This is a genomic window from Bradyrhizobium sp. LjRoot220 (assembly GCF_964252915.1).
In the GTDB taxonomy this organism is placed as follows: domain Bacteria; phylum Pseudomonadota; class Alphaproteobacteria; order Rhizobiales; family Xanthobacteraceae; genus Bradyrhizobium.
Genome location: NZ_CAXUPS020000008.1, coordinates 1 through 24,003 on the forward strand (window position 1 = coordinate 1; position 24,003 = coordinate 24,003).

The 24,003-nt window shown below is 63.6% G+C and carries 22 protein-coding genes and 1 riboswitch; of the genes, 11 read left to right on the top strand and 11 right to left on the bottom strand.

Translation table 11 applies throughout. The features are described from left to right. Window positions 1-118 precede the first annotated feature (118 nt). From ACSQ84_RS27595 to ACSQ84_RS27605, 3 genes are read right to left on the bottom strand one after another with little or no spacing between them, the layout of a single operon-like run. Window positions 119-1,228, bottom strand: coding sequence for a lipocalin-like domain-containing protein (locus tag ACSQ84_RS27595; protein WP_436214885.1), 1,110 nt, complete (start codon window positions 1,226-1,228; stop codon window positions 119-121). Continuing rightward, window positions 1,218-3,680, bottom strand: coding sequence for an FtsX-like permease family protein (locus tag ACSQ84_RS27600; RefSeq protein ID WP_436214886.1), 2,463 nt, complete (start codon window positions 3,678-3,680; stop codon window positions 1,218-1,220). The genes ACSQ84_RS27595 and ACSQ84_RS27600 overlap by 11 nt, the downstream gene beginning before the upstream one ends. Beyond that, complete coding sequence (locus ACSQ84_RS27605; RefSeq protein ID WP_436214887.1) at window positions 3,677-4,351, bottom strand: ABC transporter ATP-binding protein; 675 nt, start codon at window positions 4,349-4,351, stop codon at window positions 3,677-3,679. Before ACSQ84_RS27605 ends, ACSQ84_RS27600 begins: the two co-directional genes overlap by 4 nt. 322 nt (window positions 4,352-4,673) lie before the next feature. On the opposite strand from ACSQ84_RS27605, the gene ACSQ84_RS27610 reads away from it, so the two are divergent. The 4 genes from ACSQ84_RS27610 (at window position 4,674) to ACSQ84_RS27625 (ending at window position 8,879) form a co-directional block, all read left to right on the top strand. Beyond that, window positions 4,674-5,945, top strand: a complete 1,272-nt coding sequence (locus tag ACSQ84_RS27610) for an MFS transporter (RefSeq protein WP_436214888.1) — start codon at window positions 4,674-4,676, stop codon at window positions 5,943-5,945. 4 nt (window positions 5,946-5,949) lie between these two features. Continuing rightward, window positions 5,950-6,609, top strand: a complete 660-nt coding sequence (locus tag ACSQ84_RS27615; protein ID WP_436214889.1) for a glutathione S-transferase family protein — start codon at window positions 5,950-5,952, stop codon at window positions 6,607-6,609. Between the two features lie 19 nt (window positions 6,610-6,628). Beyond that, window positions 6,629-7,741: a hypothetical protein gene (locus ACSQ84_RS27620; protein ID WP_436214890.1), complete on the top strand. Its 1,113-nt coding sequence runs from the start codon at window positions 6,629-6,631 to the stop codon at window positions 7,739-7,741. 112 nt (window positions 7,742-7,853) lie between these two features. Beyond that, complete coding sequence (locus ACSQ84_RS27625) at window positions 7,854-8,879, top strand: N-acetylmuramoyl-L-alanine amidase family protein (protein WP_436214891.1); 1,026 nt, start codon at window positions 7,854-7,856, stop codon at window positions 8,877-8,879. Between the two features lie 35 nt (window positions 8,880-8,914). On the opposite strand, the gene ACSQ84_RS27630 is transcribed toward ACSQ84_RS27625, so the two are convergent. Next, window positions 8,915-9,535 (bottom strand): hypothetical protein, encoded by a 621-nt coding sequence (locus ACSQ84_RS27630; protein ID WP_436214892.1) that lies wholly within the window; start codon window positions 9,533-9,535, stop codon window positions 8,915-8,917. A gap of 235 nt (window positions 9,536-9,770) precedes the next feature. Between ACSQ84_RS27630 and ACSQ84_RS27635 the strand changes: the two genes are divergently transcribed. Together ACSQ84_RS27635 and ACSQ84_RS27640 are read left to right on the top strand one after the other, a co-directional pair. After that, window positions 9,771-11,063: an enoyl ACP reductase FabMG family protein gene (locus ACSQ84_RS27635; protein WP_436214893.1), complete on the top strand. Its 1,293-nt coding sequence runs from the start codon at window positions 9,771-9,773 to the stop codon at window positions 11,061-11,063. Between the two features lie 176 nt (window positions 11,064-11,239). Further along, a complete protein-coding gene (locus ACSQ84_RS27640; RefSeq protein ID WP_436214894.1) occupies window positions 11,240-11,437 on the top strand; it encodes a hypothetical protein in 198 nt (65 codons plus the stop codon). 84 nt (window positions 11,438-11,521) lie between these two features. On the opposite strand, the gene ACSQ84_RS27645 is transcribed toward ACSQ84_RS27640, so the two are convergent. Next, on the bottom strand, window positions 11,522-13,264 hold the full coding sequence (locus ACSQ84_RS27645) for an N-acyl-D-amino-acid deacylase family protein (protein WP_436214895.1): 1,743 nt from the start codon (window positions 13,262-13,264) through the stop codon (window positions 11,522-11,524). Window positions 13,265-13,437: 173 nt separating this feature from the next. Next, window positions 13,438-14,679 (bottom strand): MFS transporter, encoded by a 1,242-nt coding sequence (locus ACSQ84_RS27650; RefSeq protein WP_436214896.1) that lies wholly within the window; start codon window positions 14,677-14,679, stop codon window positions 13,438-13,440. Between the two features lie 189 nt (window positions 14,680-14,868). Between ACSQ84_RS27650 and ACSQ84_RS27655 the strand changes: the two genes are divergently transcribed. After that, window positions 14,869-16,116 carry an ATP-grasp domain-containing protein gene (locus tag ACSQ84_RS27655; RefSeq protein WP_436214897.1) on the top strand — a complete coding sequence of 416 codons (1,248 nt, stop codon included), beginning with the start codon at window positions 14,869-14,871 and terminating at the stop codon, window positions 16,114-16,116. Between the two features lie 42 nt (window positions 16,117-16,158). On the opposite strand, the gene ACSQ84_RS27660 is transcribed toward ACSQ84_RS27655, so the two are convergent. Further along, window positions 16,159-16,314, bottom strand: a complete 156-nt coding sequence (locus ACSQ84_RS27660) for a hypothetical protein (RefSeq protein ID WP_436214898.1) — start codon at window positions 16,312-16,314, stop codon at window positions 16,159-16,161. A gap of 159 nt (window positions 16,315-16,473) precedes the next feature. Here ACSQ84_RS27660 and ACSQ84_RS27665 point away from each other — a divergent pair, with 159 nt between their 5' ends. After that, on the top strand, window positions 16,474-16,713 hold the full coding sequence (locus ACSQ84_RS27665; protein ID WP_212267341.1) for a hypothetical protein: 240 nt from the start codon (window positions 16,474-16,476) through the stop codon (window positions 16,711-16,713). 117 nt (window positions 16,714-16,830) lie between these two features. Here ACSQ84_RS27665 and ACSQ84_RS27670 read toward each other — a convergent pair whose 3' ends face one another. The 4 genes from ACSQ84_RS27670 to ACSQ84_RS27685 all read right to left on the bottom strand — a co-directional run bounded on the left by ACSQ84_RS27670 (window position 16,831) and on the right by ACSQ84_RS27685 (window position 20,874). Then, window positions 16,831-17,118: a hypothetical protein gene (locus ACSQ84_RS27670; RefSeq protein ID WP_436214899.1), complete on the bottom strand. Its 288-nt coding sequence runs from the start codon at window positions 17,116-17,118 to the stop codon at window positions 16,831-16,833. Continuing rightward, window positions 17,115-17,366, bottom strand: a complete 252-nt coding sequence (locus tag ACSQ84_RS27675) for a transcriptional regulator (protein WP_436214900.1) — start codon at window positions 17,364-17,366, stop codon at window positions 17,115-17,117. Before ACSQ84_RS27675 ends, ACSQ84_RS27670 begins: the two co-directional genes overlap by 4 nt. Window positions 17,367-17,481: 115 nt before the next feature. Further along, entirely contained in the window at window positions 17,482-18,498 is a 1,017-nt protein-coding gene (locus tag ACSQ84_RS27680; protein ID WP_436214901.1) for a DUF6925 family protein, read from the bottom strand. Between the two features lie 96 nt (window positions 18,499-18,594). Continuing rightward, on the bottom strand, window positions 18,595-20,874 hold the full coding sequence (locus ACSQ84_RS27685; RefSeq protein WP_436214902.1) for a TonB-dependent receptor: 2,280 nt from the start codon (window positions 20,872-20,874) through the stop codon (window positions 18,595-18,597). Between the two features lie 114 nt (window positions 20,875-20,988). Further along, a riboswitch (cobalamin riboswitch) is annotated at window positions 20,989-21,188 on the bottom strand. A gap of 135 nt (window positions 21,189-21,323) precedes the next feature. On the opposite strand from ACSQ84_RS27685, the gene ACSQ84_RS27690 reads away from it, so the two are divergent. Genes ACSQ84_RS27690 through ACSQ84_RS27700 form a run of 3 tightly spaced genes read left to right on the top strand, consistent with a single transcriptional unit; the run spans window position 21,324 to window position 23,973 of the window. After that, entirely contained in the window at window positions 21,324-22,367 is a 1,044-nt protein-coding gene (locus ACSQ84_RS27690) for a FecCD family ABC transporter permease (protein WP_436214903.1), read from the top strand. Beyond that, entirely contained in the window at window positions 22,364-23,146 is a 783-nt protein-coding gene (locus ACSQ84_RS27695) for an ABC transporter ATP-binding protein (RefSeq protein ID WP_436214904.1), read from the top strand. Before ACSQ84_RS27690 ends, ACSQ84_RS27695 begins: the two co-directional genes overlap by 4 nt. After that, complete coding sequence (locus ACSQ84_RS27700) at window positions 23,146-23,973, top strand: ABC transporter substrate-binding protein (RefSeq protein WP_436214905.1); 828 nt, start codon at window positions 23,146-23,148, stop codon at window positions 23,971-23,973. Before ACSQ84_RS27695 ends, ACSQ84_RS27700 begins: the two co-directional genes overlap by 1 nt. The last annotated feature ends 30 nt before the right edge of the window (window positions 23,974-24,003 follow it).

Sequence of the window (24,003 nt, forward strand, 5' to 3'; positions counted from 1 at the left end):
CGGCCGCGCGTAGCGCGGCCCTCGAAGGGCGACAGCCACGGGCCGTTCATCCTTCGAGGCTCGCGATGCTCGCACCTCAGGATGACGGATAACTAACATCAAACGGAGTTGGTCGCCCCTAATACCCCGTCATCTCCAGATAGCCTAGTCCGCTGTGGCTGCCGCCAAAACTGATTGGGCCTTCCCAATAGGGAAAGCTCGTTCCCATCCAGCTCTTCGCATTGAGCGGGGCACAGTCGATCGTAACGCCCAGCTTTGGAATGGCGATGCGCCAGGAGGTCGGGATCTTGCGGCCGGCGATCTCGGTGACGGCCTGCGGCGTGAAGCTGATATCCGCTGAAGCGAGCTGTTCGATGTTGCCGTCACGCGCAACCCATTTGCCCGAGCCGTAATGCTGGCCGTCGGTCTGGCGCATCCGGTACAGCATCAGCTTTTCGCCGGTCTTGAAATGCAGCGACAGCCAGTCCCAACCGCTCTGGTCGGAGGCCAGCGGCTGGCTGCTCCATTCGCGGTCGAGCCAAGCCTGCCCGGTGACATCGACAGTTTTGTCGTCGATGGTGATGCTGCCCTGCGCCGAGAAGTGCGGCTGGCTGTAGTAATAGGAGGCCTGTTCACGCAGCGATTTACGGCTGTAGCCACGCTCGCCCTGCAGCAGCAGCGGCCGGTCAGTATCGAGGCGCAGCGTATAGCTGAAATCGGCACCCGACGCCTTGAGTTCGAGCGGCGCCATGTTGGTCGCATCGATGGTGCTAGCCCCACGCATTTCCCAGGAATCGATCCAGGCGCGAAACGGGGTCGCTTCAGCACCGGCCTGACCGACGCCGCCGCGCGCAAAGGTCTCGCTGGTGCGATGGGTGTCGGCGCGCGTCACCGCGGCATGGCCCATCCAGAGCTGCTGATTGGCCCAGCCTTCCTGTTGCATGCCCGGCTTTGTCGCCTGCCGGAACAGGGTCCACTGGGCGCCGTAGGGCACACCGTTGGTATCGGCGAGATTGGCGGTCACGTACCACCACTCGATGCGGAATTCCGGATGCGGGCCGTGATCGGCCGGAAATGAAAATGTCCTGCCGGGGATGACGGCGGCGTAGCCGCTGGCGTTATCGCCGAGCCCGGCAAAGCCCTGCGCCAGCGCCTTGCCGCCGAGCGAAGCGAGGAGGATGCCGCTTGTAAAGCCGCGGCGGGATATCAATCCGCTACCGCTCTTGACCAAGAGTCCGCTACCGCTCATTGGCAAAGATCCTGATCAAGCTCGCCGGCTGCATCCGCGCCAGTCGCATGACCGGAAGCGCTGCCGCACAAAACGCCGCCGCCATCGCGACGCCGACCAGCCACAGCAATTGCGCCGGGAAGACCTGGAACGGCAGCCGCCAGCCAAAGGCTTTGACGTTGACGATCGCCAGCAGACACCAGGCCACCAAGAGGCCGAGCGGCAGCGCGAACAGCGCCGTGATCAGCGCGACCGACATCGTCTTGAGAAGCTCGATCGCGGCCAGCCTGCGCCGCGTGATGCCGATCGCCCATAGCGGCGCCAGCTGCGGCAGGCGCGAATTGCTCAGGGTCAGCAGGCTGGTGAGGAGCGCGATGCCGGCGACGCCGAGCGTGAAGGCGTTGAGCGCCGCAGTCACTGAGAAGGTGCGGTCGAAGATGCGTTTCGATTCCGCCTTCATCGTCGCCTGATCGGCGACGCTGCGATCGTCGAGTCCGAATTTTTCCTGCAGTGCCGCGATCAGCGCTGGAATCTGTCCGGACGCGACCCGCAAGCCCATCCGTGTCAGGGGAGTTTCCGGAAAACGCCGCGTCAGCGCGGCGTAGTTGACCGCGACCTGGTTCTTGGGATTGCCGTAGTCGGCATAGATGCCGACGATTTCCAGCGTCCAGTTGCCGCCCGATGCCGGAATGTCGATGCGATCGCCGATCGACAATTTCAGGCGCCGCGCCAATTGTTCGCTGACGAGGCAGGTCGTGCCGGGCCGAAGTTTGGTCCAGGCGTTCGGTGCGGACTCGAGCAGTGGCCAACTCTCGCGATAGGTGGTGTGGTCGGGCAGGCCCAGCACCTCCAGCGGCGCGCCTGACAATTGCGTGTCGGCACGGCCGCCGGGCAGGATCGCCTCGACCTCGGGGCGCTCGCGCAGCCAAGCACTGATCTCGGCCGCCTGCGCGTTGCTTGCTGCGCTGATATAGACATCCGCCGCCAGCCGGCCGTCGAGCCAGACCAGGAAGGTGCGGTTGAAACTGCCGACCATGGTGCCGACGCCGACATTGACCGCGAGCGCCAGCAGCAGCGCCATCAGCGCCAGCGACAATCCCGAAAGCTGCTGGCGGCTGTCGGCCCAGAACCATGTGCTCAGCGGACCACGCGCATGCCGCTGGCCGAACGCGAGTACGATTTCCAACAGCATCGGCAGGATCAGCGCCGCGCCGAGCAGCAAGGCCGCGAGCACGGCAAAGCCTGAAACGAGCGAATCGCCGAACACCAGAAACGCGCCGGCCGCGGCGAATACGCCGAGCGCCACCGCGCTCTGGACCTTGAGCCAGCGGCGCTGTGCCTGTTGCCAGGCATAGGGCTGTGCGGTGGCGAGCAGCGGCAAGCGAAGCGCCTTGGTTAGGCTGGTCGTTGCGGCGGCGAGCGCACCGAGAATGCTGATGGCGATGCCGGCGAGCCACCATTCGCCCTTCAGCGTCAATTGCCCCGGAATTTGCGCGCCATAGAGTCCGCGCAACGATGCCGCGACATCAGGCAGCAGTGTTGCCGCGATCAAATAGCCACAGACCAGCCCGATCAGGCCGGCGAGCAGCGCCAGCGACACCAGTTCGACGACCATCACGCTGTTCAACATCCGCGCCGACACGCCGCAGGCGCGCAGCGTACGCAAGGTGGGCAGACGTTGTTCGAAGGCGAGCCCGATTGCGGAATTGACGATGAACAGGCCGACAAAGAACGACAGCAGGCCGAATGCGGTGAGGTTGAGATGGAAGCTGTCGGTCAGCCGTTCGAGGTCGCTCTCGGCATCCGGCGCAACCAGGCGCAGTTTGTCGCCGACGACATTTTCCAGCGGCGGGTGTTTGCCTTTGGTTTTGCCGATTAGCAGGCGGGAAAGCTGATCCGGCATTTTCAAAAGATCTTGCGCGATGCCGATATCGACGATGAGTACGCCGGGCACCAGCTGCGTCTGTACGCGCAGCGGCGGTAGTGCCACGCCGCCATTGGTGACAGGTGTGGCGCCCTCAGCGAGCTTGAGATCGGACAGCGTTTCCGGCGCCACCAGCATCTGTCCGGGCGGCGTCATGAAGGCCTGCAGATTGGCGGTTTCGATTCCGGGCGCACTGCCGACCTCGCGCGGCAACGTCACCGGCTCGATGCCGAGCAAGCGGAACGAACGCCCGCCGATCTGGATGCGGCCTTCGAGCGCCGGCGATACCGGCCATCCGGCGCGGCGCAGGTCGACGAACAGCTGCTGCGGAAAGGTTGGAGTGTCGCGGCCGACCAGCATCGCGGTCCGGGTCCCGCCAAACGTCGCGGCGGCGCGGTCATAGGAAGTGCGCGCCTGCTGGTTGAGCGCCTGTACGCCGCTCCACAGCGCCGTCGCGGAGATCAGCCCGATCAGCAAGGTCGCGAGCTGCATCGGATGTCGCCGCCAATGGCTCAGCAGAACGGCGAGCGTCCACAGCGCCCGTTTCACGCAATCACCCCGGCGTGCAGATGGACCTGGCGATCGAGCGTGGCGGCGAGCCGCGCGCTGTGCGTCACCATCAGAAAGCCGCAGCCGCTGCGCGCCACGAGGTCGCGCGCCAGCGCCAGCACTTCGTCGGCGGTCGCTTCATCCAGATTGCCGGTCGGCTCGTCCGCGAGCAGCAGCAGCGGTCTTGCTGCCAGCGCCCGGCCGATCGCGACGCGCTGTTGTTGGCCGCCGGACAGTTGCTCGGGATAGCGTTTGAGGAAATTCTTCAAGCCCAGGCGCTCCACCAACTCCTGGTGCCAGGCATCATCGTGGCGTCCGGCGATGCGTGACTGGAACGCCAGATTGTCTTCGACGGTCAGGCTCGGGACCAGGTTGAATTGCTGGAACACGAGGCCGAGGCGATCCCTGCGCAATTCGGCGCGGTCGGCATCCGTGAGCTCGGAGACCAGTGCGTTATCGAGCCTGATCGCGCCGCCGTCGGCGGCGTCGAGGCCGGCGATCAGGTGCAGCAGCGTGCTCTTGCCGCTGCCGGATTCACCGGTCAGCGCAACGCTCTCGCCGGCCGCGACGGAAAGATTCACGCCGCGCAGCACCGCGACTTCCTCGCCGGCGGCGCGATAGCTCTTGGTCAGGCCGTTGACGGTGAGGACAATGGGATTGCCGCTGGTCATGCGCTGGTCACAGTGGCTTCCGCCGTGTTGGGGAAGGCAGGCGGGGCCAGCATGTTGACGAGGCGATCGGCGGATGAGACCATGAAACTTCCCTGACGTGATGACCTCTGCAACATATCAGGACCGCGATAGCAGATCACGGCCTCAATATCAGGGACGACGGGATCGTGATCCGGTTGTAAGGCCGCGCACCGCGCCGCGCGGAGTTGCAGGGCACGCCTTCCGGTCAAAATACGCAGTTGCCTTGCCCGGGAAGCCACGGCTAGCATCCGACAAAGTCGATGTCACAGAATCAGCAACGACAAATTGGGGGGTAGCAGCCATGACTGAACATGCGACGCCAAAAGGCGCATGGACAATCACGTTTCTGCTGTTTCTGTTCATGCTGGTCAACTTTGCCGACAAGATCGTGGTCGGTCTGGCCGGCGTGCCGATCATGACCGAGCTGAAGCTTGACGCGGAGCAGTTCGGCACGCTCGGCTCGTCGTTCTTCCTGCTGTTTTCGATCTCCGCGATCGTCGTCGGCTTCATCGTCAACAGCGTCCCAACCCGCTGGGTGCTGCTGGCGATGGCGGTGGTCTGGTCGGTGGCGCAATTCCCGATGGTCGGTACCGTCAGCTTCACCACGCTGTTGATCTGCCGCATCATTCTCGGCGCCGGCGAGGGCCCGGCGTTTTCGGTGGCGGTGCATGCGATCTACAAATGGTTTCCCGACGAGAAGCGCACGCTGCCGACCGCGATCCTGTCGCAGGGCTCGGCTTTCGGCGTGATCCTCGCGGTGCCCGCGCTGAACTGGATCATCGTCAATCACAGCTGGCATTATGCGTTCGGCGCGCTCGGCGTGGTCGGCCTGATGTGGGTGGTGGCCTGGCTGATCATGGGCAAGGAAGGTCCGCTGGTGCAGACGGTCGCGATGGCCGCCGCCGATCCGCGCGTGCCCTATTTCCAGCTCCTGACCTCGCGCACCTTCATCGGCTGCTGCGCCGCGACCTTCGGCGCGTACTGGGCGCTGTCGCTCGGTCTTACCTGGTTCACGCCCTTCATCGTGCAGGGGCTCGGCTTTTCGCAGAAGGATGCGGGTTGGGTTTCGGTGCTGCCCTGGGTGTTCGGCGCGGTGATCGTGCTGCTTACCGGCTGGATCTCGCAGGTGATGCTGACGCGGGGCTTTACCACCCGCGGCGCGCGCGGCGTGCTTGGGTCGGTGCCGCTGATCATCGGCGGCCTGATTCTCGCGACGATGCGCTATTCCGCGCCGGATGGAATGATGATCGCGCTGCTCGTGATCGGTTCCGGACTGTGCGGCGCGATCTATGTCGTTTGTCCGCCGATGCTGGGCGAGTTCACGCCAGTGCAGCAGCGCGGCGCCGTGATCGCGATCTATGGTGCGATCTACACGCTGGCGGGAATCATCGCGCCCCTGGTGATGGGCAGCGTGATCAAGCACGCGGCGACGCCGCTCGAAGGCTATTTGACCGGCTTCACCATCAACGCAGTCGTTATGGTGTCGTCGGGACTGCTCGGCCTGTTGCTGCTATGGCCCAATAGCGAGCGGGCACGGCTGCTGGCCCAGTCCACGCAACCTAAGTTCGCGTGAGCCAATGGCCCGCTACAAGCTCCATTGCATCGGCGCGTCAGGCAATTCCTACAAGCTGGCGCTGTACATGAACTGCGCCGGCCTCGACTGGGAGCCGGTCGGCGTCGACTTTGCCGGCGGCGCGACCCGCGATCCAAACTGGCGCGCCGGCACCAACGCGATGGGCGAGGTGCCGGTGCTCGAAGTCGACGGGCAGCTGATGTCGCAGTCGGGCGCGATCCTGATCTGGCTCGCGGAAACCACCGGCCATTTCGCGCCCGCGGCAAGCGAGCGCTACGAGGCGCTGCGCTGGATCCTGTTCGACAATCACAAGTTCACCAACAACCATGCGATGTACCGGTTTCAGCGTTCATTCATGCCGGAGCCGGTGCATCCGGCGATCCTGTCATTCCTGCGCGGCCGTACCGAGGCCAGCTTCGCGGTCGCCGAGAATCACCTTAGGGATCGCGCCTTCATGCTCGGCGACCGGCCGACCATCGTGGATTTTTCGCTCGCAGGGTATGTCTATTATCCCCCCGAGGAGACCGGCTTCGACATCGCGGCTGACTATCCCGCACTCGATGCCTGGCGTCAGCGCCTCGCCGCGTTGCCGGGCTGGAAGCCGCCTTACGATCTGATGCCGGTGGGATCGGATCCGCGATTGACGATGATCCGGCCGGCATAGCGGGCGGCGGGAGACGGCCATGGGGATCAGAAGTTTTAGCGGCGCGTCCGTGGCAGCGCTCGCGCTGGTGTTGGCGCTGCCGGTTGCCATCGGCAATCCCGGCTTCACGTCGCCGGCGATGGCGCAGGGCGCACTCACGAAGAAACAATCCGACGCGCTCAACGCGTACAACGCGGCGGTAAAAAACTTCGAGGCGATCCTGGGACAGCGGCGCGCGCAGATCGATGCCAGGCAACCGCTGCCGAACCTGCCGGGACAGGCACTCTATCTGGCCCGCAACAACATGCTGAGCACCTACAAGGACCTCACCGACGCGCTGCCGTCCAAAATCGGCGGGCCCAACAAATATGAAATCCCTCCGGCATATTTCAACGCCGCTACCGAGCCGCTGCTCGACGAGTACAGGAAGCTCTTCGATGTGATGCAGGCGCCGCCCGCCAGCGCGCAGAAATCGGATACCCCATTCAAGGACGTGGTCGGTCTGGGAACAGCGATTGCGCGGGCCAAAGGTCTTGATGCCGTCAATGCCGAAGCGGCAGGCCGGATCACCCTTGGGCTGTTCTTTGCCGAGACCAATGGCAATCAAACCATCGGCAACGCGCGCTCGAACAAGTACAAGGGAAGTCTGCAGACCGGTACATCCGAGGATCTGAACGGCGGCAGGAAGTGGGCGGCGATAAAGCCGCTGATCGCCGCCTTTGATCCTGCGCTGATCCGGCGCGATGACAAAGAGGAGGCACGGGCCGGCAATCTGGATCGCCGGTTCAACCACTGGACCTCGGTGCGCAATGCCTTGATGAACGCCCATGCGGAAGTGTTCCCGCAGGTTCCGGCGATCGTGAAAACGCTGCCGGATCCGATTGATCAGATGAAGCTGTTTGAGCTGATCCAGATTATTCCCGCGCCGACCAAATCCGCGCTCAAGTCAGGCAATTTACTTAACTACCGGATTTCCGATCCAAGGATCATGGGATTCTTGCGGAACAACAGCGTTTTCACCTTTGGACAGGCCGACCGGGCAAGGACATCTGCAACCATGCGCGAAATTCTCGATGCGATGTGGCTGTTCAATGCCAAATTCGAGCAAGCGCTTGCCAGATTCGGGGAGATCAAGGCGGGGCAAAAGCTTTGAAGCCGGCAGCTGCAATCTTGCAACCGGCAACTCATGGTTCATACTCCCTGGTTATGTTGCTAAATGCGATCGTGAAGCGGGAATAGAAGGTCACTCCGGGGGATAGTGGGGATTGCTGTCGTCAGGGAAAAAATTCGCCCGGTCAGGCTTTAGCGGCTGGTTCCGCTGCCGCACGGTCGTTGCCGCGGTGGTCGCATTGGCCCTTCTGCCGATCGAAGTCAGCGATGCCGGCTGGCTGTCGGACGTCTTCAAAGGCACATCGAAGCAGGGCCAGGCGCCCAAGCGAAGTCCATCGCCAAAGCACGTGGCCCCGACAAAGCCGGCCATGTCGTCAAAGCCAGTCACGGTGGCGAAGCCTGCCGCCTCGCCCAAGCGCCGTACGGCTAAGCGTGTCACCCCGAAGGCGGTGGCGGCGCCGGTTTCGAAAACGGTCGCGGCCACCTGCGAGCCGGCAAAGTTCCGCATCGTTCTGGATGTGGGGCATACCGCGCAATCGGAAGGCGCGATCAGTGCCCGCAACGTTTCCGAGTTCGTCTACAATCTGCGGCTGACGCAGCGGATCGAGGAGAAGTTGAAGGCCGAAGGCTTTGCCGAGACGCGGTTGCTGCTGACCGAAGGCAAGGCGAGGGCCAGCCTGGTCAAGCGGGTCGCCGCGGCCAACAACCTGCCCGCTGACCTGTTCCTGTCGATCCATCACGACTCCGTGCCCAAAAAGTTCCTCGAGGACTGGGAATTCGGGGGCAGGAAAAGCCGTTTCAGCGACCGCTTCAGCGGCTATTCGGTTTTCGTCTCCAGCAACAATCCGGAGTACAGAGCGAGCCTCTCGATCGCCGAACTGCTGGCGAAGGAAATGAAGGCCCAGGGCCTGAAATATGCCGAGCAATATGCGCAACCCATCATGGGCAAATACCAGCATCCGCTGTTGAACAGGGAAACCGGTGTCTACAGCTACGACAAGCTCATCGTGTTGAAGAAGACCAAAATGGCTGCGGTGCTGCTGGAGGCGGGCTCGATCATCAACCGGGACGAAGAGCTCATGATGGACTCAGCCGAACGCCGGGACATCATCAGCAGCGTTGTGGCGACGGCCATCAAGGAATTCTGCGATCGTCGATGGGGCATCCTCGGTCCGCTCTGATCGCGCAGCGACGTCGTCAACTCGATAAGCGCGCGTTAGCGGCGACCGCTGGGGATAATCGAAGAAGCGCCGGGCAGCGAATGGATCTCGCTGTCGACCGGGAGGCCGCCGGATTGTTGGGTGAAGCCAAACCCGAGTGACAGGCTGACATTCGGCGCCGGCTGGAATTCGACGCCGGCATGCGCGCGATAGCCCGGCAGGGTGCCGGGTTTGGTGTCGAAGGGCGCGAACGGGCCGCCGGCGCCGCCATCATATTTCAGGCTGTCGAAGCCGGCATAGACCGTAATGGGTAGCCCGCCCGCGCTTCCGAAATTGTAGCCGGCCTGCATGCCCTCGTACCGGAGCGGGCCGAAATGGCCGAACGCGCCGCTCTGGTTGATGCCGTTCCAGCCGACGCCTGCGCTGCTGCTGGTGCCGCCGATAAACATGCCGTTCGAAAAATTGGTGCGCGTGCCTGGGGCGGCGATGCCGTCAAAGCCTGGAAGGTTGCTCGAACCGTCAGAGTTCTGGTCGGCGGGTAACGCGCCACCAAAGCCAATGGGCCAGCCCGAGCCCCAATATGGCACGGGTGCGGCCTGGGCATGGGCCGCTCGCCCGCCCAGACAGAGCGCCGCCAGGACGATTGCGAGACCTAATTTGCCTCGAGAAATGGACATCCGCATGCACTGCCAAACTTCCCCTGAAATATACCCTCCAGGTATATGGAACGCCAGCGCGGCGCGATACTTGGGTCCGATACTTAGGTGCGATACTTGGCACCAGGACTTGAGCCCAGAACACTTGGGTCCAGAACACTTGAGTCAAGAACACTTGGGTCCAGGATGGAACCGATGTACTTGGTACCGGTCAATTTGTTAATATTCGAATCTTCTCCAGCTTAAGGATATCCGCGTGCAAAAGTTCGAGCCGCTTCGCCAGGTCAACCCTGTTTCAGGCTACGGCAAAAACGACGTTCTGGTCGTTTTCGGCGAAGTCTTTGCCCGGGGTTACGTCAACGGCCTGATCGATGAAGCCAAAAAGGCGGGGATGACCGTCATTTATGGCACGGTCGGGCGCCGCGATGAAAATGAGCAGCTGCGCCCCCTGACGGCGGAAGAGTTGGCCGAGAAGGATCAGCCGCTGGTGAATGTTCCGCTGGAATGCGGATTCGATCTGGCAAAATCCAGCAAGGGTCTCAGCCCAGGCGACCAGCTCAAGGGTTTAAAACTCAGCGAGTGGGACAAGGCCACGCTTGATCTTGCGCAAGTGGAAGAGTCGCGCAAAGCCGGCCGCGAGGATTTTCGCGCACGCGTGCTGCAATATCTGGCCGAGTTGCAAAAGCAGATTCCGGATGGCGCCAAGGTTCTGATCGCGCACACCATGGCCGGCGGCGTTCCGCGCGCGAAGATCATGATGCCTGTCATGAACCGGGTCTTCAAAGGGACCGCAACCCCTTCGAGGGAATTTTGGCAAGGCGACCTCGGACGTCTTTGCGAAATGAGCTTTATGGACGTGAGCGCGAACAGTCTTGCGGACCTGATCGAATTGAGCTCAAGCCTGCGCGAGAAGGTCGCCAAAGGCGGCGGCCAGGTTTCTTACGTGGCCTATGGCTATCACGGCACCGAGATCCTGATTGCCGGTGAGTATCATTGGCAAAGCTATTCACCCTACCTGCAGGGTTTCGCGAAACTCGAACTCGAGAATATCGCACGGCGCGCGAGCGAAAGTGGCGTCAAGGCGAGTGTCTTCAATGCGCCGGAAATCCTGACCAATTCGAGCTCGATATTTCTGGGCGTTGAAGTGGCTCTCTATCCGCTGCTCGCGGCGTTCAAGAAAGAGGCGTCCGATCATCCGATCACCAAAAAGCTGCTGGCGGAATGTGCTGACCTGCTGAAACCCGAACACACGCTCGAGGAATTGATCGAACTCACCGACAATTATTTCCGTTCAGACATTATTCAGCGCTGGACCATGTTCGAACAATGGCCGCAGCACAATGCTCCCGAGCAGATGGAGTTGATGCACGCCACTTCGAAAACAATTATCGATATGCACAAGGACGGCCGCAAACTGCTCACGGCGGCGCTAAGTGAAATCGTGTTCAAGGCCTGCGGTTACGCCATGCTGCATGAGGCTTTGAATCCGCGCCAGCCCGTTTGGTGGGTCGGCCATCAATTCGTGGCCCAGACTGCGACCAAAGCCTAGCTCGCGGCGCTAAACTTCGATTGTAATCCTTGCGCGCCCGCGCCCCGGTTTACCAGGGCGTGTGGCTGTGCCTTGCGATCACCCCGATTTGAGCGATCTTGAAGCCGCACCAGATTGCGGCGGTGCGGTACGCGCTACACATGGCAGGCAGGGTTGGTTGATTTTAAGGAAATGCGATGCGTTTTATTTTGGCCCTGGGCCTTTTGATCACCATCAGTGCGCCTGCCAGCGCCGCAAAGAAGGCGCATCACGCCAAGCCGCGGCATATCATCGTCCGTCCCGTCCCCGTCCAGCCCGTGGACCCGCGGTTTCCGCCGGTGCTCCGCGACCAGACCCCGAGCTACAACGATCCATCGAAGTTTGGCGGCGCCTGAGCCGTGGCGACACGGCGGCGGCCGTTGCGACGTTGGCAACGAAGCGCGGTCACGCGGTCGGCTTCGGCAAAAGTTGACTACGTTCTAGCTCGCCGCCGCGCCAAACTTCGGCTGGCTACCCTGCGCGCCGCGCACCAGTTTGCCCGGGCGCGCGCCGGTGGCCTTGCCGCCACGCTGCGTCAGCACGCCGGAGACGATGGTGGCGTCGTAGCCGTCGACCTGCTGCATCAGCCGGCGGCCGCCGACCGGCAGATCGTAATGCACCTTCGGCGGATGCAGATGCAATTTGTCATAGTCGATGACGTTGACGTCGGCCTTGAAGCCAGCGGCGATCACGCCGCGATCGTAGAGACCGACTGACAATGCGGTCTTGCGCGACTGCGCCGCCACCACGAACGGGATCGAGAGCTTTTCGCCGCGGGTGCGGTCGCGGGTCCAGTGCGTCAACAGATAAGTCGGGAAGCTGGCGTCGCAGATGATGCCGCAATGCGCGCCGCCGTCGGAAAGGCCGGGCACCGCATTCGGATCGCGCAGCATCTCGCGCGTCGCATCGAGATTGCCGTCGGCATAGTTGAGGAACGGCACGTAGAGCATGCCGCGGCCGTCGTCCGTCAGCATCGCGTCGTACGCCAGTTCTTCGGCCTGCTTGCCGTGGCGGCGGGCCTGCGCGCCCAGGGTATTTTCCGGCGGCTGTTCGTAATCGGGGGGATTTCCGAGCAGATACATCTTGTCGTAGTTCGGGCGGAAGAACAGCGGATCGTCGGTCGCGGTGGCGTGCTCGCTCAGGATCGCGGCGCGCACTTCCGGTTGGTGCAAACGCGTCAATCGTTCTTTCAGCGGCAGTTTGGCGATCGCCTGATAGCTCGGATGGGTCTGGAACGGGTTGCGCGACAATTCGAGGCCGAGCATCAGCCCGACCGGACGGGCGGCGATCTGCGCGGTGATCGACAGGCCGCGCGCCGAAGCGTCCCTGATCGTATCAAGCGTCTCGCGCCAGCGCTGCGGCGCCTTGTCGTTCTGCGTGATCGAGAACGACACCGGGATTCTGGTGTTCTCGGCCACCCGCAGCATCATCGGCAGATCCTCGTCGATGGTGGAGAGGTCGAGCACGAACTGCAGCACGCTGCGGCCCTGGCCGTGCATCGCGGCGGCAATCGCGGTGAGTTCATCCTCGCCGGCCTTCAAGGTCGGCGTGTAGTCGCCGGTCGAGGTGCGGTGATTGAGCGTGCGCGAGGTCGAGAAGCCGAGCGCGCCCGCGCGCACGGCGTCGGCGGCGAGCGCCGCCATCGCCTTGTTATCGTCGGGCGTGGAGGGATCGCGGCGCGCGCCGCGATCGCCCATCACATAGACGCGCAAGGCTGCGTGCGGCAGTTGCGCGCCGACATCCATGTCGAAGTTTCGCTTGGACAACCATTCCATGTAATCCGGAAAGCTTTCCCAGGCCCAGGGAATGCCGGCGCTCAATACCGGTTCCGGGATATCCTCGACGCCTTCCATCAGCTGGATCAGCCGGATGTGGTCGCTCGGCCGGCATGGCGCGAAGCCGACGCCGCAATTGCCCATGATCGCGGTGGTGACGCCGTTCTGTGACGACGGCGTGATGTCCTGGCTCCAGGTGACCTGGCCGTCGTAGTGGGTGTGGACGTCGACGAAGCCGGGCGTGACCAGCTTGCCCCGGGCGTCGATCTCTTCCTTGCCGCTGCCAGCGACCTTGCCAACCTCCGTGATGCGGCCGCTTGAAATGGCGACATCGGCTTCGTAGAGGTCGCCGCCCTTGCCATCGGCAATGTTGCCGCCGCGGATCACGAGGTCATGGGAACTGGCCATGGCGATTCATCCCTGGTGTGTTGTTGTTGCCGGATCATCGGATATCCCCCGATGCAGTCAACCGCCGGGATTGAGGCTCAGGAATGCAACAGAGCGTTTTCGAGCGAAGTGGATACCGGTTCGCGTAAAGAAAACGCGTCAAAACAAAAGCTAGAGTCTCGGTTCTGATGCAATCAGAACCGAGGCTCTAACCCGGCGACCGGGCCTTCCGACCGGGTTTTCGGTTTCCGGTCGGTGATCAATGCCAGCAGCACGGTCAGCACCATGAAGGCGACGGAGGCGCCGAACACCCAATGCGGCATCTGCTGGTCCATGATCCAGCCGAACAACAGCGGGCTCAAAATGCCGCTGAAATTGAAGCCGGTGGAAACGATGCCGAACGCGCGGCCGGCCGCCCCCGGAGGTGCGGCGTTGCGCACCAGCATGTCGCGGGACGGCGCGATCACGCCGCCGAGGAATCCGGCGATGCCCATCGCTGCGGTCAGCACCACCGAGGGCAGGGTGGTGGTCGCAATCACCAGCATGATGAGCGCGTTGATGCCAAAGCAGGCGGCCGCGACCTGGCCGTGCCGTGTGGTGCGGTCGGCGAGATAACCGCCGGCCAGCACGCCGGCCGCGCTGGCGCCAAGAAACGCTGTTAGTGCGATGTTGGCGGCCGAGAAGGTCACGCCATAGCCGCTCATCAGCGCGACAATGCCGAAATTGCTGATGCCGGCGTTCGACAGGCCGAGCAGCATGAAGAAGAACATCAGCATGATGATCGCCGGCGTGATGACGCTCTGCTGCGGCGCTGGCGCGCCGTCGGTCTTGCGATCCGCCGAGCTTGCATCGGGAATGCCGACGACGATCAACAGCAGCGCCACCACGGGGCCGACCGCGCCGGCCACGATCAGTGCACCGAGGCCGCTGAGCATCGTGACCAGGGAGGCCATGATGATGGGCGCCACCGCGCCGCCGAGGAAGCCGGCAAAAGTGTGGATCGAAAACGCGCGGCCCATCCGCGCTTCATCCATATGGGTGGAGAGGATGGCGTAGTCGCAGGGGTGATAGACGCTGTTGGCGAGGCCGAGCAGCGCGGCGCAGACGATCAGCGAGGTGTAGCTCAGATTCATGCCGAGCAGGATCAGCGCGAGGCCGCCGACACAAAGGCCGATCAACAGCACCTTGCGCGCGCCGATATGGTCGGCGAGGTAGCCGATCGGCGCCTGGGTCAGGGCCGATACCAGGCCGAACACGGTCAGCGCGAAGCCGAGCTCGATATAGCCGACGCCGAGCTGCACTTTCAGATAAGGAAACAGCATCGGCAGCACGAAGATATGGAAATGGCTGACCCAATGGGCCACCGAAATCGCCGCCAGCGTGCGCAGCGAACTGTCCGCTTTCACGTGCTGCGGTGCAGTCAGAACATCGACCATATCAGCGTCAAACCCCGTCTCGATCCACGGCCCGGCAAAAGGCTTCGAAAAATGGTCCGCCGAAAATAGGGGCTGGCGGTTATTTGTCCATGAATGCCGCTGCATGGCTGCCCCGGCGCAGGCTGTGGAAGGGGCCAAATGCGTCAAAAAGTTCAGGGACAAAGTCGGCTGGCGCGGCAATGATCCGGCATGTTCGATCCGGTAAAGCCGCTCCGGGTGCTGGTGTCAGAAGGTTCCAGCACCTCGGCCCGCGAGGCCATCACGATACTTGGCCTGTCGGGTCATCATGTCGAGGTTTGCGATCCCTCCGCCCATTGCCTGGCGCGGTTCTCGCGCTTCGTCCGCAAGTTTCACCGCTGTCCGGGGCTGCGCAGCGACCCCGCCGGATATCTGGCGTTTGTCGAGCAACTGCTGGCGCGCGGGCGCTTCGATGTGCTGCTGCCGACCCATGAACAGGGATTTCTGTTTGCGCGGATGCGCGAGCGATTGGAGGGCCGGGTCGGCTTGGCGCTGCCTTCATTCGAGAGCTATCGTGCTGTGCACAGCAAGGCCGGCTTCAGCCGGCTGCTCGATCGATTGAAGCTGCCGGAGCCGCCGACGCGGATCGTGAATTCTGCAAGCGAGCTGCGCGACGCCGTCCGCTTTCCCGTCGTGGTCAAAACCTCGATCGGAACTGCAAGCCGCGGCATCTGGTTCGTGCGCAATGCGGACGATCTCGAAATCGCGCTGCATGATCTGGGCGCCGGCGATGCGTTCGCGGGCGAGGTGCTGGTGCAGGATCTCATCGCCGGCACCACCGAGAAGGCGCAGTCGGTGTTTTGCCGGGGAATGCTGATCGGCTTTCACGCCTACCGGCAAATTGCGGCCGGCGTCGGCGGCGGCGAGGCGATCAAGCAAAGCGTCGGGCGGCCGCAAGTGCGCGCCCATCTCGAGAAGATCGGCGCGCATCTCGGCTGGCACGGTGGGTTGTCGGTCGATTTCATCGTGCCCGACGATGGCACGGCGCCGCTCCTGATCGATTGCAATCCGCGGCTGGTCGAGCCTGTCAATGCCTATCGCGCCGGCGTCGATCTCGTCGGGTTGTTGTTGCGCGTTTCGCAAGGCGAGACGCCGGGCGTAATGCCCGATAGCCGTGAGGGCGTGCTCACGCATCTGGCGATGCAGGCGCTGCTCGGCTGCGCGTCGCGCGGCGGCACGCGGGGCGATATTGTCAGGGAATGCGGGCGGGTGTTTTCTGGCAGCGGACCCTACGCCGGCAGCAGCGAGGAACTCACGCCGGTGCGGCTGGACTGGCTGAGCGCCGTGCCGCTGATGATGACCGCGGCATTTCTGCTGGCCTCACCGCAGTCGGCAATCAAGCTGGCGCGCGGCGGTTTTGGCGACCATCTGCTCGATCTCGCGAGTATCCGGAGAATCGAGAGCGATGAGTTTGGTTAGATCTCGCGTTGTCCCGGCGTTCGCAGGACGACGCGAGAACATCTACAGCGGCTCGTCGTCATTGCCATGGCGGTCACGCTTTGGCGTGGCGATGTCACCATCCTCGTAATCGTCGTCCTCGACAGGCGGGCGCTTTGGAATCTTGGGCTTGTCGTTGTCCTGCTTCGGAGGCTCGCTCTTTTTGCCGTTTCCAGCCATATTGTTCCTTTTCGCCGGCACAACCGGCTTTATCCGGCCGAAATGACGCTTTCAGCGCAATCCGCCCGATTTTGCGCCACATACTAGCGTCAGCAACACGAATTTTCCTTGCCCTTTTGGCCGATATTGCTTCAAACGGGGCAATCACACGGAGCCAAAATGAAGAAGCCACGTATCGAGACCGAAGAACAGCAGCCACGCAAGATCATTCGCGCCGACAAGGCGCCGACCAACGGATATTCGCTGGTCGTGGATGGCCACTTCAAGTCGCACCACGACACGGTCGAAGCCGCCGAGGAGGCGGGCACGGCGTTGAAGAACAAATTCCAGATGCTGCAAGTGCAGGTCTATGACGCCGAGACCAAGACCCGCTCGATGATCCATTGGCCACCGGCGTAACGCGCCAAGGCTTGAACTCAAGATGGAACATCAAGGCTGAAGCTTACGGCTGAAGTTCAAGGCTGAGCTCAAAGAGCTCAGCTCAAAAGCCTGGCGCACTGCCTGGCTTGATGCGGCTCAGGTCCGCCGTCCGCCGCTTTGCTGGCTCGCCAGCCAATCGCCCAATGCCGGGGCCGGGCGTCTCTCGCCCGGCTTGTTCGGTTTGGCCGCGGCCTTCTTTGCCTTGACCGGAGCCGGAGGTGCGGCGGCTTCGCGGGCCAGCCGCAACGCCTTCAGCTTCGCCATATTGTCGAGCACCGCCTTCGAGCTGGCATCCCGGTCGGCCTTGCCGGTTCGCGCGTCCTGAGCTGCCCGGGTCGTTTTATCCAGACGCGCCTGGGCGCGATCGCGATCTTCTTTGGTCATTTTACGTCAGCCTTCTTCGCCGTTTTGGTTTTTGCTTTGGGCTTGGCTTTTGGTTCGGGCGGATTGGCGGCATCGGCGGCTTCCTTGGCCAGCCGCAGCGCGCGCAATTTCTCGGTCCGCTTGCGAATTGCAATGTCGGCCGCGGCGATCTCGGCCATCGCCTTGATGCCCTCGACCTCCTGGGTCCGCTTGCGGTGCAGCCGAAGCTCTTTCATTTCGGCCGGACTCTTCGGTTCGTCGTCGTTCATCATCTACCTCTGGAACCGCGACGCATGCCGTCGGGCGGTCTTTCGGCGGTAATACCATGGATTGCGCCCGTGAGGGCGCGAATTTGGGCCGAAAACGCGCCGTTATCGCCCTGAATCAGCCTTCATAGTGAAGAGGGGCGTCGTCATCGCCGTCTTCAGGACTGCTCTGGTCGAAAGCGGCCAGCCAGGCCACCAGTGCCGTTGACGCCGGTCCTTCGGCCTTCATCTGGCGCAGCGCAATGCGGATGCCGGCGCGGCCGTGACGATCGGCGCCGATCGCCATCGGCGGTTCCCCGGCTTGCACGGCGTCGACGACGCGCCGCTTGAGCGCGAGCGTCTTGGGATCGCCGCACGCCGCCATGATCCGTTGAAAATTCTGATGGCGTGCCGGGTCGAACCGCCGGGCCTCGCCCATGCCGTCACGGGCCGGATGCGGCGGATAGATGTGCGCGCAGGGGATCCACCCCTCGGGTACCGGCTCGGTCGCCGCATGGGTTCGGCCGCTTTTCAGCAGTTTTGGCAGCACATGGGTATGCGGCCCTTCCGGGCTCTTGCCTGAGGGCGGCGGGATCGTCTGATAGACCTCGATGCGGCCAAGCCGGCTGATGAAGACACGATGCGGGTTCGCGCCAAGGATCATCCCCATCGCGGGATTGTCGTGTTCGAAGATGGCGCGGCCGGAGAGTTCGCGCAGACGGGCGGCAAGATCGTGGTCGCCGATGCGCACACAAAAATCCGCCTGCACGGCGCCGAGGCCGAGATCGAACAGGATCGATTCGCGGTCCTCCGGCCGCAGCGCGTCGCGGTCGGCGCCAATTTCCGTCAGCGCGTTGCGGCCGCTCATCGCGCAATCGCCCGACGGCAGGCATAGCGCGATCCGCTGGCTCCAGCCTGATTTGGTGATGCCCTCGGAGGCGAACGCCCGGCTGCCGCCGTCGGGTTTCAGCGCAATGCCGCCGCGCGGCGTCACCGCTGCAATGGCGTTTTCCGATTGGGTCAGCCACACCGGTTCGTCGCGGTCGCGCGCGAATTCGGCGATGGCGCCGAACGTGCCGAGGCTCCATTGCGTGTCGGGATCGGCCATTTCCCGCTGCAGCAGATCGATCGCGGCGCCGGCTGCAGCATCAGGCATGGATCGGCATTCTCTTGCGGTTCGGGACCGAAGAGAATACCGGCTTGTCAGCTCACGACAAGCCGGTCCGGAGCGGGCTCCGAACCGGCCAAGCGGTCAGAATGTCGCGCCGGCCTTCACCATGTAGGTCCGGCCCGGCAGCGGATAGGCGCTGAAGCGGCCATCGGTGATCGAGCTTGCGATCGCATAATCGTAATACAGCGCGTTGAGCACGTTGTTGACGCTCACCGACCAGAAGAAGTGCTGATATGCCCCGCTCAGCTTGAAGTCGATGGTGGCATCGGCCGGAATGCGGCGCTGGGTATTTTTCTGGTCGTTGTCCATGTAGCGCTCGCTCCAGCCGCGCACCGTGGCGTCTGCCACCAGATAGTTCTGCCAGATGTTCCAGGTCACGCCGGCACTGGCGGTGTAGCGCGACACCAGCGGAACGTCATTGCCGGCGAATTGCCCTTCACGGAACACCGCACGGGTGTAGGCCATGCCGCCGCGCAGCAGCACGCTGTCGCTGATCCGAAGCGAGGCGCTGGTTTCGGAGCCGTAGCGACGGGTCGGATCGAGGTTGGTGTTATAGAACAGCTCCGGGTTGAAATGGATTTCGTTCTCGAGGTCCATGTTGTAGATGCTCGACTGCATCTGGAACCCGCCCGATCTGATGCGGAAGCCGCCCTCGACGTCGTGCGAGGTCTGGGTTTTCAGCAGGAAAGTCTGCGGAATCGGGGTGAAGAAGACAGGATCGAAGGCGGGTCCGGAGGACAATCTCTCGTCGACGTTCGGCGTACGGAAGGCGCGGGCGGCCCGGCCAAACACCGAGACGATATTATTCAAGCGATGTTCGAGGCCGATATGCAGCGCGTACTGCATTTCGCTGCTATCCAGCGGCAGGTTCTGGGCGCCGCAGGAAAAAAACAAGGCGCAATTCGGCGGATCGTTGAGACGGTCCCTCGCACTCAGCGCGGTGTTCTGGATTCGCGCACCATACGCGAAATCCGTCGTCGGCAGCAGCCCGAGGGTTTGCTGCCAGTAGCCGGCAAGCGTTCGCTGCGACAGGTCATAGGTATGGATCGGCGGCGTGCCCTTGAATTCCGGCCGCTCCTGATGGAACGTCGCATCGTAATAATCGATGCCGGTCAGGATCGAAGAGGGCAGCCCGAACATCACGTTCTTGACGCTCAAGCGAGGCGTCAGCGACCATGTCTGCAGATGGCTGTCGACGTAACTGTTGGCGAACGGATTGAAGAACGCGCCTTGTTGCTTCTTGTCCCGCACCCCGCCATCGATGATCAGATCGACGCCGTTCCACAGCGTCTTGGTGAAGCCGGCGGTGGCGCTGGCGCCCTGCTGGTTGCCGTAGTCGCGCGGCGTGCTGGTGCCGGTGCGGTTGGTGACGAGTTCGTTGACGCCGATCGAGGGATCGACGATGCGGCCGCCGGGGAAGCCGAGCTTCTGGTCGTCGCCGGTGACGGTCACGAACGCGCTGAGCCCGGGCGTGGTGTAGTTGAGGTTGCCGACGCCGTTGCGCTGATCGAGCGCGTTGTTGACGCGATAGCCGTCGGACTTGATGGCGTTGCCGTAGAACGAGGTCGACCACGGACCGAAATTGGTCGCGGCCGAGACCGACGCCATGCGCTGGTTGAAGGAGCCGACGCCGGCCTCGCCGCGGATCGCGACCGGCGGGCCGCCGACGCCGTTCTTCAGGACGATGTTGACGACGCCGCCGACGGCATTGTCGCCGTACAGCACCGCACCGCTGTTGCCGCGGGTGATTTCAATGCGTTCGATCGAATCGCGCGGAATGGTCGAAAAATCGACGCCGGCCATATCGATGTCATTGAGCCTGCGGCCGTTGATCAGCACCAGGGTATTGGAGGTCGCAAACGCGCCGAAGCCGCGCAGATCGACGCTGGTCTTCACGCCGTTGACGCCGCCAAACAGACTGGTGAGCTGCACGCCCGGCGTTTGCGCGATGATTTCCTGCAAGGTTTGTGCGGGTGAGTGCGCGATTTCTTCAGCCGTGATGACGGTCGCCGCCGTGCCGACGATGCCGGCGAATTGCCGCACCGGCGCTCCGCCGCCGCCTTGGCCTCCACCTTGCGAAGCGACGTTGGCGCCGGTCCCCGGCGCGGGGGTCGCGCTGCTTGACGGCCTCGGACTGGGCGCGGCGATGCGGCGCGGTCCCGAGCCTTCATCGGAAGCGGGTTTTGCGCGGGTGCGGTTCTGGTCGCCGGGCGGGTTGACCTCGATCGCGGGCAATTGACCGGCCGCGGCGGTCTGCTGGGCGTGCGCGCCAGCAATGCCGAGCGCCATGATCGGCGCCAGAAAACTCGACGTCAGCAAAAGATGGCGGCGCCGCTTGGCACCTAGCGTGATGGAAGACATGGTTCAGGCCTCGGTATGACGTCAGTGGCACGTCACAGCGAACCAAGCGCCACCAGTGTGCTGTAAGCAGCGCTGGTGAAGCTAATGCCTGTACTCCCCGACCGACATCTTCGCGTGTGACCACGGCTGACGGCAGGTCTCCTGGCTTGCGGGTCGTTACCTTTCGTCGCCTTCCCAGGACCGAGATTCCCAGTGGCGTTGGACAAAAGATTCACCGCTTACAGTTGCGGGGGCAGCCGCGGAATTGGGGGATTTTCCCCGCACCGCATTCCCTTTTGATCCCCAAAACGGGAACCGTCGAAAAAATATGGTAGAAATTTGTCAAAGACAGAGTCAATCCCATTCGGCCCCGCCTGCGATCCTCGCTGGACGAGTGCGTCTTTTTTGTCGCATGAGCAGTACCGCTCGCATGCATAGTGCGGTACGGGCTGACCGTCCGGGAACGATCGATGAGTGTTGAGGCCATCATTGCTGCAAACGAGGAGGCCGCGCGGCGCCGGATTGGCGTGACGGCCGCGCTTGCCGGCCTTGTCGGGCTATTGGTGCTGATCTCGCTCGGCATCGGGCCGGTGCGGCTGTCGCCGCTGGCTGTGATTGAAGCCCTGCTCGGTGGCGGCAGCGACGTGGCGCAGGTGATCGTGCGGGAAATCCGGCTGCCGCGGACCATTCTGGCGCTGGCGATCGGGGCCATCCTGGGAATGTCGGGCGCGTCGCTGCAAGGCCTGTTGCGCAACCCGCTGGCTTCGCCCTCGCTGTTCGGCGCGCCGCAATCGGCGGCGTTCGGCGCGGTGCTGGTGATCGCGCTGGGGTGGGCCGATGTGCGCTCCTATGCGCTGCCGGTGGTGGCGATCATGGCGGCGTTCGGCTCGGTGTTCGTGCTCTTGACGATCGCCGGCCGCAATGCCGGGCTGCTGATCCTAATCCTGGCGGGCCTTGCGATTTCGAGTCTGGCGGGCGCCGCCACCGCATTGGTGATGAACCTCTCCAGCAATCCCTTCGTGGTGCTCGAAATCGCGTTCTGGCTGCTCGGATCGCTGGAGGATCGCAGTTTTCAGCACGTGATGCTGGCGCTGCCGTTCATCGTCGCCGGTGGCATCATCCTGTTCAGCCAGCGCAACGCCTATCGGACCTTGAGCCTCGGCGAGGAAACCGCGCAGAGCCTCGGCGTCGATGTCGGACGCCTGCGATTGATCGTGATCACGGGCGTGGCGCTTGGGGTTGGCGGCGCCGTCGCGGTCACCGGCACCATCGGTTTCATCGGCCTGGTCGCGCCGCATTTGATGCGGCCCCTGATCGGCCACGATCCGGCGCGGCTGCTGGTGCCGAGTGCGTTCGCAGGCTCGGCGCTGCTGCTCGCCGCCGACATCGCGGTGCGGATCATTCCCTCGACCAGCGACATCAAGGTCGGCGTGCTGACCTCGATCATTGGCGTGCCGTTCTTCCTCTATCTGATCGCGCGCGAACGCCGCGCGCTCGGCGGAGGCGTCGCATGAGCGACACGGCGCTTCTCACCGCCCGGAGTATCAACGTGACATTGGCCGGTCGCCATGTGCTCAGCGATGTCTCGCTGTCGCTGACCGCGGGTCATCTGGTCGCGTTGGTCGGGCCGAACGGCGCCGGCAAGACCACGCTGCTGCGCGCATTGTCGGGGCTATTGCCGTCCGGCGGCGATATCCATATCGGCGGCGATGCGCTGTCGGCCCTGCCGTTGCGCGAGCGCGCCAAGCGGTTTGCCTACCTGCCGCAGGGGCATATCGTGCACTGGCCGCTGCCGGCGCGCGACATCGTGGCGCTCGGCCGCTATCCGCACGGCGCGACCGATCCGGCACGCCTGTCGCCGACAGATGCCGACGCCGTGCTGCGCGCGATGCAGGCGGTCGATGTGGTGGAATTCAGCGAGCGCCGCGTCACGGAATTGTCCGGCGGCGAGCGCAGCCGCGTCGCGCTGGCGCGTGTGCTGGCGGTGGAAGCGCCGGTCATCCTGGCCGACGAGCCGACCGCCTCGCTCGATCCGCGACACCAGATCGACGTGATGAAGAATCTGCGGACCACTGCCGACAAGGGCGTGCTGGTCATCGTGGTGACGCACGACCTCGGCCTGGCCGCCCGCTTCGCCGATCATGTGCTGGTGCTGAAGGAAGGCCGGCTGGTGTCGCAGGGCGCACCGGCGCAGGCGCTGTCGGAACAGGTGATCGCGGAGGTGTTCCGGATCAGCGCCTACCGCGCCGAATACCAGCGCGAGGCCGTGATCGTACCCTGGGCGGATTTGTGATGCGCCGCCGGCTTGCCGTGCTGCTGGCGGTTGCGGCGCTGGTGCTGCCGGGCGCGACGCTGGCCGCTAACCTGCCGCGCGTCGTGTCGATGAACGTCTGCAGCGATCAATTGCTGCTGTCGCTGGCCGACCCCGAGCAGATCCTGGGGCTTTCGCGGTTTTCGCGCGATGCCTGGCTGGTCGGTGACGTCGGGCGTTATCCAAGGCTGTCGGGCGGCGCGGAAGACGTCATGGTGCTCAAGCCCGACATCGTCGTCGCCAATCTGTACGACAAGCGTTCGACGCGGGAATTGCTGAAAGCGCATGGACTGCATCTCGCCGAACTTCCGGTGCCGAAAACCCTGCCCGAGGTGAAGGACCAGATTCGCGAGTTCGGCGACATCGTCGGCCATCCCGATCGCGTGGCGCAGCAGATCGCCCGGCTTGATGCGGCGCTGGCACGGGCGCGCCAGGCTGTTGCGGCCAAACATTATCGCGTGCTGCCGCTGTCGCGGCGCGGCTGGGTCGCGGGCAGCGACAGCTTTGTCGGCTCGCTGCTGGCCGAGACCGGGCTGTTCAACACCGCCGGCGATCTCGGCTTCAATTTCGGCGGTTTTGCTTCGCTCGAGGCGATCGTGAGCCAGAAGCCGGATTTGCTGCTGGTGTCGCAGGCCGGCGATTTCGCGCGCGACGACGGCCAGGCGTTTCTGCTGCATCCGGCGCTGGCGCGGTTCTATCCGCCGGAAAAACGCATCGTGATTCCGGAACGGCTGACCGAATGCGGCGGCGTGATGCTGGCCGAAGCGTTGGATGTGCTGACCGCGGAATTGAAGCGGGTGGGGCGGTAAACACTTCCGTCGTCCCTGCGAACGCAGGGA

What these genes read in the sequence shown, in the direction of transcription:
- ACSQ84_RS27640 (WP_436214894.1), top strand. Translation starts at nt 11,240, where the DNA reads ATGCGTTTTATTTTGGCCCTGGGCCTTTTGATCACCATCAGTGCGCCT.
- ACSQ84_RS27670 (WP_436214899.1), bottom strand. Translation starts at nt 17,118, where the DNA reads ATGACCAAAGAAGATCGCGATCGCGCCCAGGCGCGTCTGGATAAAACG.
- ACSQ84_RS27685 (WP_436214902.1), bottom strand. Translation starts at nt 20,874, where the DNA reads ATGTCTTCCATCACGCTAGGTGCCAAGCGGCGCCGCCATCTTTTGCTG.
- ACSQ84_RS27665 (WP_212267341.1), top strand. Translation starts at nt 16,474, where the DNA reads ATGAAGAAGCCACGTATCGAGACCGAAGAACAGCAGCCACGCAAGATC.
- ACSQ84_RS27630 (WP_436214892.1), bottom strand. Translation starts at nt 9,535, where the DNA reads ATGTCCATTTCTCGAGGCAAATTAGGTCTCGCAATCGTCCTGGCGGCG.
- ACSQ84_RS27605 (WP_436214887.1), bottom strand. Translation starts at nt 4,351, where the DNA reads ATGACCAGCGGCAATCCCATTGTCCTCACCGTCAACGGCCTGACCAAG.
- ACSQ84_RS27615 (WP_436214889.1), top strand. Translation starts at nt 5,950, where the DNA reads ATGGCCCGCTACAAGCTCCATTGCATCGGCGCGTCAGGCAATTCCTAC.
- ACSQ84_RS27595 (WP_436214885.1), bottom strand. Translation starts at nt 1,228, where the DNA reads ATGAGCGGTAGCGGACTCTTGGTCAAGAGCGGTAGCGGATTGATATCC.
- ACSQ84_RS27675 (WP_436214900.1), bottom strand. Translation starts at nt 17,366, where the DNA reads ATGAACGACGACGAACCGAAGAGTCCGGCCGAAATGAAAGAGCTTCGG.
- ACSQ84_RS27680 (WP_436214901.1), bottom strand. Translation starts at nt 18,498, where the DNA reads ATGCCTGATGCTGCAGCCGGCGCCGCGATCGATCTGCTGCAGCGGGAA.
- ACSQ84_RS27660 (WP_436214898.1), bottom strand. Translation starts at nt 16,314, where the DNA reads ATGGCTGGAAACGGCAAAAAGAGCGAGCCTCCGAAGCAGGACAACGAC.
- ACSQ84_RS27645 (WP_436214895.1), bottom strand. Translation starts at nt 13,264, where the DNA reads ATGGCCAGTTCCCATGACCTCGTGATCCGCGGCGGCAACATTGCCGAT.
- ACSQ84_RS27620 (WP_436214890.1), top strand. Translation starts at nt 6,629, where the DNA reads ATGGGGATCAGAAGTTTTAGCGGCGCGTCCGTGGCAGCGCTCGCGCTG.
- ACSQ84_RS27690 (WP_436214903.1), top strand. Translation starts at nt 21,324, where the DNA reads ATGAGTGTTGAGGCCATCATTGCTGCAAACGAGGAGGCCGCGCGGCGC.
- ACSQ84_RS27700 (WP_436214905.1), top strand. Translation starts at nt 23,146, where the DNA reads ATGCGCCGCCGGCTTGCCGTGCTGCTGGCGGTTGCGGCGCTGGTGCTG.
- ACSQ84_RS27650 (WP_436214896.1), bottom strand. Translation starts at nt 14,679, where the DNA reads ATGGTCGATGTTCTGACTGCACCGCAGCACGTGAAAGCGGACAGTTCG.
- ACSQ84_RS27610 (WP_436214888.1), top strand. Translation starts at nt 4,674, where the DNA reads ATGACTGAACATGCGACGCCAAAAGGCGCATGGACAATCACGTTTCTG.
- ACSQ84_RS27695 (WP_436214904.1), top strand. Translation starts at nt 22,364, where the DNA reads ATGAGCGACACGGCGCTTCTCACCGCCCGGAGTATCAACGTGACATTG.
- ACSQ84_RS27655 (WP_436214897.1), top strand. Translation starts at nt 14,869, where the DNA reads ATGTTCGATCCGGTAAAGCCGCTCCGGGTGCTGGTGTCAGAAGGTTCC.